Raw genomic sequence first — 9816 nt, forward strand, 5'->3', positions numbered from 1 at the left:
CCGCCATCGGTCGTCGTGCCGCCGACGGCTGTCACGCCGCCATCGGTTGTCCTGCGGCCATTCGTTGTCATGCGGCCAGTCTCGGAGCGGTGCCCGGGCGGCCACGAGATGCCGATCGGCAGGTCCTGGCCGCTCGCGCAGGCCGTGACCGTGCCGTTCGGCAGGGGTGCCGCGCCGCCGGGGGTGCGTATCGTCGGGGTCGTGGGAGTGGGAGAGCGCATGCGGTGGTCCGGGATCGGCGCCGTGGTCCTGGCGGCGGCCTGCGGCGTGCCGCGTTACGGGGTGGCCGCGATGGCGCCGCTGGCGGCGGCCGTGGCCGCCCTGGTGTGGGCGCTCACCCCGCGGCCGGGAGGCGGGAGGCCGCCCCGGGCGGGCGGCACGACCGGGTCCCCGGGCACCGCGCGCCTGAGCGGCCTGCGGCTCCTGAGGGGCGAGGAGGCGGGGTTGCCGGCGGTGACGGCGGGCGCGGCGGCGGTCTCCCTCGCGGCCACGCTCGTCCAGCTCACCGGCCGGGGGGCGGGTCGCGGGGCGGACGTCTGGGGGATGGCCGAGGGCCTGGCGCTCATCGCCCTGGCCGGTCTGCTCGCCCGCCGGTCACCGGCACGGCGGGCGGTGGCCGCCGGCGTCCCGGCCGGGATCGCCGCCTCCACCTGGATGTTCCGCTTCTACCCGCCCGTCTCCGCGCTGGAGGCGGTGGGCATCTGCGCGTTCTGGTCCGCCGGCGTCCTGTGCGCCGTCGGCGTCGGCCTCTACCTGCGCACGCTGGACGAGCGCCGCGCCGCCGCGGTGGCCGCGGCCCGCGCGGCGCAGCGCCGCAGGCTGGCCCGCGACCTGCACGACTTCGTCGCCCACGACGTCAGCGAGATGCTGGCCCAGGCGCAGGCGGGACAGGTGGCCGGGGTCGCCGACCCCGCCCAGGCCATGCTGGCGCTGCGCCGGGTGGAGGAGGCGGGGCTGCGCGCCATGGCGACCCTCGACCGCACCGTCCTCCACCTGAACGACGAGGAGGGCGAGAGCGGCGAGGACCGCGACGACGAGCAGGAGGCGCTGGCCGCGCGGCTGTCCGACATGGCGACGCGTTACTCCTCCGCCGGGCCCGCCCGCGTCCACCTGAGCGTGGACGACAGCCTCGACGTGCCGGGCCGGGTGAGCGCGGCGGCGTACCGGGTCGTGGCCGAGGCGCTGACGAACGTCCGCCGGCACGCTCCGGGCGCCGCCCGCGTCGAGATCTCCGCCACGACCCGGGCCGGCGCCCTCCAGGTCACCGTGGAGAACGACGGCGTCACCTGCGGCGGGACCTCCGGCGGGCGGGGCGGGTTCGGGCTGCCCGGGCTGGCCGAGCACGTCGCGTCGCTCGGCGGCGACCTGAGCGCGGGCCCGGTGCCCGGCGGGTGGCGTCTGTCGGCCCGGATCCCGCTGGCGCGGCGGGTGCTGACACCATGAGCGACATGCCGATCCGCATCCTGATCGCCGACGACCAGGAGGGCATCCGCAGCGCCTTCCGGCTCATCCTGGACGCGCAGCCGGACATGACCGTCGTCGCCGAGGCCGCCGACGGCCTCGCGGCCATCGAGGAGGCCCGCCGCCTGCGTCCCGACGTGGTGCTCGCCGACGTCAGGATGCCGCTGGCCGACGGCATCGAGGTCACCCGGGCGCTCGCGGACACGGACGTCCACGTCGTGGTGGTGACGACGTTCGGGCTGGAGGAGTACGTGCGGGCCGCGCTGCGGCACGGCGCGTCCGGGTTCGTGCTCAAGCGCTCCGGGCCCGCGCTGCTCGTCGAGGCGGTACGGGCGGCGGTGAGCGGCGACGTGCTCATCAGCCCGCAGCTCACCGTCGGCCTGCTGCGCCGGGACGCCCCCGAGCCCGACGGGAGCGGCGCCCCGGACCCGGGCCTGACCGCCCGCGAGGAGGAGGTCGTCCGGCTCGTCGCCCAGGCCAGGACGAACGCCGAGATCGCCGAGGAGCTGTTCCTGTCGCCCGGCACGGTCAAGAACCACATCGCGGCCGTCCAGCGCAAGCTCGGCGCCCGCAACCGGGTCGGTATCGCCGCGTGGGCCTGGAGCACCGGCCGCGCCGCCGCCTCCCCGCCGTAGTCGCCGGTCCCGGGGCGGGCGTCAGGCGGCGTCGTGGAAGACCAGGCCGAGGGTGTGCCGCAGGCCGTGCCGTACCGTGCTCACGCCGTGCCGCACCGGTGCGGCCGACCAGCCGCGCGCCGAGGGCACCGGCCGGTCGCGGGTGGTGAACACCAGCCCGTGGCCCTGCGGCAGCAGCGTCACCGTGCCGCGCGACTGGGCCCGGGGCCGCTGCTCGACCAGCAGGAACTCCCCGCCGCCGTAGTCGGCGCCCGGCTCGTCCAGGCCGATCACCACCTGCATCGGGAAGACCAGGTCGCCGTACAGGTCGCGGTGCAGGGCGTTCCAGTCGCCCTCGCGGTAGCGCAGCAGGATCTGCGTGGACTTGGTCTGGCCGGCCTCGTGGCACCTGGCCAGCCACTCGTCGAGGGTGTCCGGCCAGGGCGCGGGCCGGCCTAGCCGGGCGGCCCAGTCCCGGGCGATCGGCAGCAGCCGGGGGTACAGCGCCTGGCGCAACTCCTCGACCAGGTCGGGGAACGGCCGGTCGAAGTAGCGGTACTGGCCGCGCCCGAAGCGGTGCCGTTCCATGTCGACCGTCGAGCGGAACAGCCCGGCCTCGTCGTACAGGCCGGAGATCCGGCGGCACTCCTCGGCCGTGAGCAGCGGGCCGGCCGGCGCGCAGCCATGGGCGTCCATGTCCCGGGCGATGCCTTCCCAGTCGGCCCGGGCGACGCGTTCCTGTGGTTTCAGCATGGGTGTTCTCCCTTCCCTCCTTCCAACACCGGGCGGACCGTCGAAGGGTGGCGGTTTTCGGACGTCACGCTGCGGTCACGGCACGTCTTCGATGATGAGGCCATGGACAGAACCTTCATCCGCAAGGCATGCGCCGTCCTGCTGGGCTCGCTGAGCCTGGCCGCCACGCTCGTCGTGTCGGCGGGCGCGGCCGGCGCGCAGACCACGACCACGACACAACCGGCGATCACCGCCGCCGGTCCCAGGTGCCCGATGGGCTGGTACTGGAGCGACCGCTGGGACAGGTGCGTGCGGCGCCACTGACCACCCCCTCCCTGATGCCCCGGCGTCCCCGCGTCCCCGTGCGCGGGGGCGCCGAGGCACGTCAGGGGAATGTGACGTGATCGAAAGCGGCAGCCCCGGGACCTCCACGCGGCAGGTCGTGCTGCGGAAGTGAGCCCGGGTCACGGGCGCAGGTCGTCCGTGGCCTCCTGGTAGGCCGTCGCGGCGCGGCCGAAGTAGTCGAACAGCACGTCGAGCTGCTCCGGTGTGTATCCCCGGAGGATCTCGCCGACCCTCTCGCGGGCCGGGGCCATGACCTCGTCCAGCCGGGCCGGCTTGCCGACGACCTCCACGATCACCTTGCGCCGGTCGTCGGGCGACGGGGAGCGGCGCACGTAGCCGGCCTGCTCCAGCCGGTCGATGAGGCGCGTGGTGGGCCCCGTCGTCAGTCCGGTGCGCTCGCCCAGCTCGCCCGGGGTCATCGCGCCGTGCAGCTCCAGGATGTTGAGCGCGTACAGGTCGGTCGCCCCGAGGTCGCAGGCCCGCGCGCTGGCCTGGCCGTGCAGCAGCACGGCGCTCAGGTACCGCCGGTAGACCGCGCCCGCGTCGGGGCGCATCCCGCGTGTTGACATCGTCATGCCTCCCGCATAATCTCTTCCTCAGAGAAGAGAAATCTTCAAAGAAGAAACTTCTTCGGCGAAGCTATCATGGAAGGGGCATGACATGAACCACCAGCACACCACCGAGGCCGACACCGCCGCCGTCCGCGCCCTGCTCCAGGAGACCGTCGAGGCGTGGGGCCGGGGCGACGGCGCCGCCTACGGCGCGCAGTTCACCGACGACGCCACCGACGTCACCTTCGTCGGCACCGTCTACCGGGGCGGCGAGGAGATCGGCCGGGCCCACCAGGCGCTGTTCGACAGCTTCCTCAAGGGCACCCGCCTGGCTATGGAGATCATCGACATCCGCTTCTACGGGCGCGACACGGCCGTGGTCGTCAGCCGCGGCGACACCTACAAGAACAAGCCGAAGAAGCTCGGCAAGCTCCAGACGTACACGGTCGTGCGCTGCGAGGACGGCCGCTGGCGCATCGCCGCCATCCAGAAGACCAAGCGGCAGGGCCTGATGGAGGCCGTCTCCTTCAGGTTCCAGCCGGCCACCAAGCCGCGCACCCGCTGACCACGCCGACCCCCCACGAGAGCAGGACACCCCCATGGCGACCATCGCCGTCATCGGCGCCACCGGACGCACCGGACGCGCCCTCGTCGAGCGGGCACTGGAGCTCGGGCACGAGGTCACCGCGGTCGCCCGCCGCCCCGAGACCCTGGGCCTGCGCCACGCCCGCCTCACCCCGCACGCGGCCGACGTGCTGCGCCCCGGCGACCTCGCCGCCGCGCTGCCCGGCCACGACGCCGTCGTCTCGGCCGTCGGCTCGACCGGACGCGGGCCCACCACCGTCTACTCGGCTGGCACGGCCGCCGTCGTCGAGGCCATGGGAAGCTGCCGCCGGCTGGTCGTCGTGTCCTCGGCCGGGCTGGAGACGCCGCCCGGCGCCGGGCTCGCGACACGCCTCGTCGGACGGCTGCTGCACCACGTCATGCGCCACCCGTACGCCGACATGCTGCGCATGGAACGACTGCTGGCCGGCACGGACCTCGACTGGACCGCGGTGCGGCCCACCCGCCTGACCGACGCGCCCGCCACGGGCCGGCCGCGCGTCAGCATCGGCGCCACCGAGCGCGTCGGCGACCGCACCTCCCGCGCCGAGCTGGCGGCCTTCGTCCTCGGCCACCTCGACGACCCGGCGACCTACCGCACGGCGGTGGCCGTCTCCTCCTGAAGCGGGCCGCTCAGGAGCTCTCCCGCCGGAGGAGGCGCAGGGTCCCCTCCAGCTCGCGTTCGATGATCTGGCCCGCCCGGTCGGGATCGCCCGCGCGGACGGCCTCCACCAGCGCGGCGTGGGCGTCGTCGCCGAGCGCCGGGTCGTGGGCCCGCAGGTCCACCAGGGCCATCAGGTCGATCAGGCCCCGCCGCAGCACCGGGGCGAAGTCCGCGAACAGGTCCGTGAGCAGCGGATTGCCTCCCGCCGCCACCACCGCCGTGTGCAGCGCGATGTCGGCGTCCACGAACTCCGCGTCGCCCGCCTCCCTCGCCGCCCGCCGCCGCCGGGCCAGCGCCAGGTCCATCGCGTCCAGATCGTCGTCGGTACGGCGGGCCGCGGCGATCCGCGCCGCCCGCACCTCCACCATGGTCCGCACCTCGTACAGGTCCACCACGGCGGCGCGGCGCAGCCGCGCGGGCCAGTCCTCCGCCGGCTCGGTGGCGATCACGTACACGCCCGAGCCCTGCCGGGCCGCGAGCAGGCCGGCCCCGCTCAGCGCGCGGATCGCCTCGCGGACCGTGGAGCGGCCCACGCCCAGCTCCTTGGCCAGGGTGGTCTCCCCGGGGAGTCTCGTGCCGACCGGCCAGTGCCCGCCGGCGATCTGCTCGCGCAGCAGCCGGGTGGCCTGGTCCACGAGAGGGCTGCGGCTCAGGGGGCCGAGCGATGTCATCCGTACCTCTCAGGTTGTCTGAGGAGCTGAGGTGTGGTTAGTCTACCGCCCATGACGCTGCCCGGTCTGCTTCTCGGCCGCCGCGGCGGGGCCTGACGCGATCGGCACCCCGCCGCGGGACCCCGTGCTGCCGGTCGCCCTGCCCAGCCACGACCCAGACAGCACGTCAGAGAAGAGGGACCCCGCATGTCCACCCCGTTCCCCACGCTGCGCACCCCCTCCGGGCCGATCCCCGCCGGACAGCCCCACTGGAACCCCCAGCGGCCCGGCTCGATGCCCTCCCACCGCTACCGGCCCGTCCACGAGCGGGTCGAGGTCCCCGCGCACCACCGCCGGTGGCCCTCGCGCACCATCACGGCCGCCCCGCTGTGGGTGCCGGTCGACCTGCGCGACGGCAACCAGGCCCTGGCCGACCCCATGGACCCGGAGCGCAAGCGCCGCATGTTCGAGCTGTTCCTCGCCATGGGGTTCAAGGAGATCGAGGTCGGCTACCCGTCGGCCAGCCGGACCGACTTCGACTTCGTCCGTCTGCTGGCCGAGCGCGACCTGGTGCCGGACGACGTCACCCCCGTGGTCTTCACGGCCGCGCGGCGCGACCTGATCGAGCGGACGTACGCCTCGATCGAGGGGCTGCCGCGCGCCGTCGTCCACCTGTACACCTCGACCGCCCCCACCTGGCGGGACGTCGTCCTTGGGCAGGACCGCGACGAGCTGCGCGGGTTCGTCACGCGGGCCGCCGGGCACGTGGCCCGGCTGGCCGAGGGCCGGCCCGGGGTGCGGTTCGAGTTCTCGCCGGAGGTGTTCAACCTCACCGAGCCCGACTACGTCCTGGAGATCTGCAACGGGCTGTCGGCGCTGTGGGACGCGAGCCCCGACCGGCCGGTGATCCACAACCTGCCGGCGACGGTCGAGGTCGCCACGCCCAACGTGTACGCCGACCAGATCGAGTACATGCACCGTCACCTCGACCGGCGCGACGGCGTCATCCTGTCGGTCCACCCGCACAACGACCGCGGCACCGGCGTGGCCTGCGCCGAACTGGCCGTGCTGGCCGGGGCGCAGCGGGTGGAGGGCTGCCTGTTCGGCAACGGCGAGCGCACCGGCAACGTGGACCTGGTCACGCTGGCCCTCAACCTGCACGCCCAGGGCGTCGACCCGATGATCGACTTCTCGGACATCGACGTCGTCCGCGCGACGGTCGAGCACTGCAACCGGATCCCGGTGCACCCCCGGCACCCGTACGGGGGCGACCTCGTCTACACGGCCTTCTCCGGCACCCACCAGGACGCCATCAAGAAGGGCTTCGCCCACCACGAGCGGCGGGCCGCGGAGCTGGGCGTGACGCCGGACCGGGCGCCCTGGGCGGTGCCGTACCTGCCGATCGACCCCCGCGACGTGGGACGCGACTACGAGGCCGTCATCCGGGTCAACAGCCAGTCGGGCAAGGGCGGGGTGGCGTACGTGCTGGGCGCCGAGCACGGCCTGGACCTGCCGCGCGGCCTGCAGATCGACTTCTCCCGCGCGGTGCAGGCCGAGGCCGAGGCGAGCGGCGGCGAGGTGACGGGGGAGCGGCTGTGGGAGCTGTTCCGGGCCGCGTACGTCGGCCGGACCGGCCCGGTGGAGCTGCTGCGCTGGAAGGTGGACGACGCGGACGGCCGGCACGCCTTCACCGGCGACTTCGCGCTCCTCGGCGCGGGTGAGGCGCGCGTCGAGACGCGCGGCGAGGGGACGGGCGTGGGCCCGCTGGCCGCGCTCACCGCGGCGCTGCGCGGACTGGGCCGCGACGTGGAGATCGTCGGCTACACGGAGCACGCCGTCCCGGCGGCGGGCCGCGCGGCGGCCGGCGAGGAGAGCCTGGCGGCGGCGTACGTGGAGTGCCGGGTGGCGGGCGTGAGCGCGTGGGGGGTGGGCCTGGCCGCCTCGGTCCTGACCGCCGCCGTGGACGCCGTCGTCTCCGCCGTCAACCACGCCCTCACCCTGGACTGACCGGGAGACCGGTCAGGAGAACGCGTCCACCCCGGTGAGCTCGGCGGACAGAGCCCAGAGCCGGGCCGCCTCGGCGGGATCGACCGCCCACGGCTTGACCCCGCCGACGAGCATGTCGTCGGTCGTGGCCGGCTCGGCGACGTCGCAGTCCTGGCAGTAGACGCCGCCGAGGTCGTCGAGCAGGGGCGAGGTCGCCGCCCACGTGGCGGTGGCCGCGCCCTGTGCCGGGGTCTTGAAGCCGGCGGGCGGCGTGCCGTCCTCCGTGATCCAGCCCAGCGCGGACTGCTGCTCCAGGGGGACGTGCCGCTGCAGCGGCGTCAGGATGCTGCCGGGGTGCACGGCGTACGCGCGCACCCCGGACGGGCCGCCCAGCCGGTCGAGGTGGACCGCGAACAGGGCGGCCGCGGTCTTGGCCTGCGCGTAGGCGAGCCACCCGTCGTAGCCGGCGCGGAAGTGGAGGTCGTCCCACCGCATGCCGGACAGGAAGTGCCCGGAGGAGGAGAGCGCCACCACCCGCGCCCCGCCGGGGGCGAACGCCGGCCGCAGGTGGTTGACCAGCGCGTGATGGCCGAGGTGGAGCGCGAAGTGCGCCTCCCAGCCGGGGCCGACGCGCGTCTCGGGGCAGGCCATGACCCCCGCGTTGGCGACGACCACGTCGATCGCCGCGCCGTCCGCCACCACCCGCCCGGAGAAGCGGCGCACGTCCGCCTGGTCCGTCAGGTCGAGCGGGCGCACCTCCGTCCGGGGGATCCCGCGCAAAGCCGCGCGGGCCGCGTCCGGGCGGCGGGCGGGGACGAGCACCCGCGCGCCCGCCCCGGCGAACGCCCGGACGATCTCCAGGCCGAGCCCCGAGTAGCCGCCGGTGACCACGGCGGTCCGCCCTGTCAGGTCGACGCCGGCCAGCACCTCCTGTGCCGTGCTCCACGCCCCGAACCCACTGCCGATCTTGTGTTGCCTGTTCGTCATGGGTCCGACCGTAGAATCTAGACTTCGCTCTAGGTCAAACCCGGCGGAGGTGCGGATGGCGGCGAGCCTGTCCATCGGCGACGTGGCGGCGGCCACCGGCCTGAGCGTCCACGCGCTGCGCTTCTTCGAGCGGGAGGGCCTGTTCCTGCGCGGCATCCCGCGCTCGGCCGGCGGGCACCGGCTCTACGACGCCGCGGACGTGGAGTGGCTGCTGCTGTGCAACCGGCTGCGCGAGTCGGGCATGCCGATCGCGACGCTGAAGAGGTTCGCCGCGCTGGTGCGCTCCGGCCCGGGCAACGAGCCCGAGCGCCTGGAGCTGCTGCGCGAGCACGAGCGGGGCGTCCGCGCCCGGATCGCCGAGCTGACCGCCTGCCTGGAGGTCATCCACGGCAAGGTGACCGTCTACGAGCGTCACGTCGAGGACGGCACCGCCGCCGGCCTCTGGGCCCCGCTCCCCTCCTCCTGAGCGCCGCGCGGCGTGCCGTCCCACTGCCAGCCGGTACGGCGGGGCAGCCCGGGGAGGGCGACGCGGCCCGCGCACCACAGCAGCGTCTCGGCCGGCCCGTGCCCCGACGGCGCCTCCGGGAAGAGCCGGGCGACGGCCGCCGCGCTCGGGGCGTCCGGCGGCGTCCAGGTCAGGCCGAGCGTGCGGGTGATGTCGTAGGTGTGGACGGCCAGCTCGACCACGCCCATGGCGGCGAACCCCGTGACGTCGGAGTGCCCCCACGCGTGCCAGGCCCGCGCCTCGGCGGGCGTGGACCGGACGGTGGTGGCGAGCAGGGTGGCCGCGATGCCGACGCCCTCCAGGCAGGCCGCGACGGGCGCCTGCGGGTCGAGCGAGGCGAACAGCGTGATGTAGCGGTCGGCGGGCCGGGCCACGAGCAGCCCCGCGTACCCCACCAGGCCGAGGGCGAGGTGGTCCAGCGTCGTCCGGCAGGACCAGTCGAGGTCGCCGGCGGGACGCGACCAGTCCTGGTCCGCCCCCTTGCCGAGGACCGCCAGGCACTCCCGCGCGGTGGCGGTCAGCAGCTCGTCGGGGGTGGTCGGTGCGGGGTTCATGCCTGTTCTCCTCGTACGGGTGCCGGTGGGCGGAACCACGCTGGCAGGACGAGAAGCGTCCGGACAGTGACAGCGGTGACGCCTTGCCACAAATACCTGCCATATCCTCGACCGGGTGAGCGCCGGCACCGTGGCCCTGGTCGTGCCCGAGGGCATCCACATCC

12 protein-coding genes are annotated in these 9816 nt (G+C 74.9%); 7 read left to right on the forward strand and 5 right to left on the reverse strand.

Annotation, left to right across the window (positions count from 1 at the left end; genetic code table 11):
* Nucleotides 1–69 precede the first annotated feature (69 nt).
* Complete coding sequence (locus HT134_RS25330) at nt 70–1443, forward strand: sensor histidine kinase (protein ID WP_175602942.1); 1374 nt, start codon at nt 70–72, stop codon at nt 1441–1443.
* 5 nt (nt 1444–1448) lie between these two features.
* A complete protein-coding gene (locus tag HT134_RS25335) occupies nt 1449–2096 on the forward strand; it encodes a response regulator (RefSeq protein ID WP_175602943.1) in 648 nt (215 codons plus the stop codon).
* 21 nt (nt 2097–2117) lie between these two features.
* Here the strand turns inward: HT134_RS25335 and HT134_RS25340 are convergent, their stop codons facing one another.
* Entirely contained in the window at nt 2118–2828 is a 711-nt protein-coding gene (locus HT134_RS25340; protein WP_175602944.1) for a 2OG-Fe(II) oxygenase, read from the reverse strand.
* Between the two features lie 102 nt (nt 2829–2930).
* On the opposite strand from HT134_RS25340, the gene HT134_RS25345 reads away from it, so the two are divergent.
* Nucleotides 2931–3131 carry a hypothetical protein gene (locus HT134_RS25345; protein WP_175602945.1) on the forward strand — a complete coding sequence of 67 codons (201 nt, stop codon included), beginning with the start codon at nt 2931–2933 and terminating at the stop codon, nt 3129–3131.
* 140 nt (nt 3132–3271) lie between these two features.
* Here the strand turns inward: HT134_RS25345 and HT134_RS25350 are convergent, their stop codons facing one another.
* Entirely contained in the window at nt 3272–3727 is a 456-nt protein-coding gene (locus HT134_RS25350) for a MarR family winged helix-turn-helix transcriptional regulator (RefSeq protein WP_246365294.1), read from the reverse strand.
* A gap of 85 nt (nt 3728–3812) precedes the next feature.
* Here HT134_RS25350 and HT134_RS25355 point away from each other — a divergent pair, with 85 nt between their 5' ends.
* Together HT134_RS25355 and HT134_RS25360 are read left to right on the forward strand one after the other, a co-directional pair.
* On the forward strand, nt 3813–4268 hold the full coding sequence (locus HT134_RS25355; RefSeq protein WP_175602946.1) for an SgcJ/EcaC family oxidoreductase: 456 nt from the start codon (nt 3813–3815) through the stop codon (nt 4266–4268).
* 34 nt (nt 4269–4302) lie between these two features.
* The gene (locus tag HT134_RS25360) at nt 4303–4929 is read left to right on the forward strand and encodes an NAD(P)-dependent oxidoreductase (RefSeq protein WP_175602947.1); all 627 of its coding nucleotides are present in this window, start codon (nt 4303–4305) and stop codon (nt 4927–4929) included.
* Between the two features lie 10 nt (nt 4930–4939).
* On the opposite strand, the gene HT134_RS25365 is transcribed toward HT134_RS25360, so the two are convergent.
* Nucleotides 4940–5641, reverse strand: a complete 702-nt coding sequence (locus tag HT134_RS25365; RefSeq protein ID WP_175602948.1) for a FadR/GntR family transcriptional regulator — start codon at nt 5639–5641, stop codon at nt 4940–4942.
* A gap of 273 nt (nt 5642–5914) precedes the next feature.
* On the opposite strand from HT134_RS25365, the gene leuA reads away from it, so the two are divergent.
* The gene (gene leuA / locus HT134_RS25370; RefSeq protein WP_217708358.1) at nt 5915–7627 is read left to right on the forward strand and encodes a 2-isopropylmalate synthase; all 1713 of its coding nucleotides are present in this window, start codon (nt 5915–5917) and stop codon (nt 7625–7627) included.
* 12 nt (nt 7628–7639) lie between these two features.
* Here the strand turns inward: leuA and HT134_RS25375 are convergent, their stop codons facing one another.
* Entirely contained in the window at nt 7640–8593 is a 954-nt protein-coding gene (locus HT134_RS25375) for an oxidoreductase (protein WP_175602950.1), read from the reverse strand.
* 55 nt (nt 8594–8648) lie between these two features.
* On the opposite strand from HT134_RS25375, the gene HT134_RS25380 reads away from it, so the two are divergent.
* Nucleotides 8649–9059, forward strand: coding sequence for a MerR family transcriptional regulator (locus tag HT134_RS25380; RefSeq protein ID WP_175602951.1), 411 nt, complete (start codon nt 8649–8651; stop codon nt 9057–9059).
* Here HT134_RS25380 and HT134_RS25385 read toward each other — a convergent pair.
* Nucleotides 9005–9652: a maleylpyruvate isomerase N-terminal domain-containing protein gene (locus HT134_RS25385; protein WP_175602952.1), complete on the reverse strand. Its 648-nt coding sequence runs from the start codon at nt 9650–9652 to the stop codon at nt 9005–9007. The two genes, HT134_RS25380 and HT134_RS25385, sit on opposite strands and share 55 nt — an antisense overlap.
* Between the last annotated feature and the right edge of the window lie 164 nt (nt 9653–9816).

It is taken from the genome of Nonomuraea rhodomycinica (assembly GCF_013363995.1).
Lineage (GTDB): Bacteria > Actinomycetota > Actinomycetes > Streptosporangiales > Streptosporangiaceae > Nonomuraea > Nonomuraea rhodomycinica.

What these genes read in the sequence shown, in the direction of transcription:
- HT134_RS25340 (WP_175602944.1), bottom strand. Translation starts at nt 2,828, where the DNA reads ATGCTGAAACCACAGGAACGCGTCGCCCGGGCCGACTGGGAAGGCATC.
- HT134_RS25330 (WP_175602942.1), top strand. Translation starts at nt 70, where the DNA reads ATGCGGCCAGTCTCGGAGCGGTGCCCGGGCGGCCACGAGATGCCGATC.
- HT134_RS25375 (WP_175602950.1), bottom strand. Translation starts at nt 8,593, where the DNA reads ATGACGAACAGGCAACACAAGATCGGCAGTGGGTTCGGGGCGTGGAGC.
- HT134_RS25365 (WP_175602948.1), bottom strand. Translation starts at nt 5,641, where the DNA reads ATGACATCGCTCGGCCCCCTGAGCCGCAGCCCTCTCGTGGACCAGGCC.
- HT134_RS25380 (WP_175602951.1), top strand. Translation starts at nt 8,649, where the DNA reads ATGGCGGCGAGCCTGTCCATCGGCGACGTGGCGGCGGCCACCGGCCTG.
- leuA (WP_217708358.1), top strand. Translation starts at nt 5,915, where the DNA reads ATGCCCTCCCACCGCTACCGGCCCGTCCACGAGCGGGTCGAGGTCCCC.
- HT134_RS25355 (WP_175602946.1), top strand. Translation starts at nt 3,813, where the DNA reads ATGAACCACCAGCACACCACCGAGGCCGACACCGCCGCCGTCCGCGCC.
- HT134_RS25335 (WP_175602943.1), top strand. Translation starts at nt 1,449, where the DNA reads ATGCCGATCCGCATCCTGATCGCCGACGACCAGGAGGGCATCCGCAGC.
- HT134_RS25385 (WP_175602952.1), bottom strand. Translation starts at nt 9,652, where the DNA reads ATGAACCCCGCACCGACCACCCCCGACGAGCTGCTGACCGCCACCGCG.
- HT134_RS25350 (WP_246365294.1), bottom strand. Translation starts at nt 3,727, where the DNA reads ATGACGATGTCAACACGCGGGATGCGCCCCGACGCGGGCGCGGTCTAC.
- HT134_RS25360 (WP_175602947.1), top strand. Translation starts at nt 4,303, where the DNA reads ATGGCGACCATCGCCGTCATCGGCGCCACCGGACGCACCGGACGCGCC.
- HT134_RS25345 (WP_175602945.1), top strand. Translation starts at nt 2,931, where the DNA reads ATGGACAGAACCTTCATCCGCAAGGCATGCGCCGTCCTGCTGGGCTCG.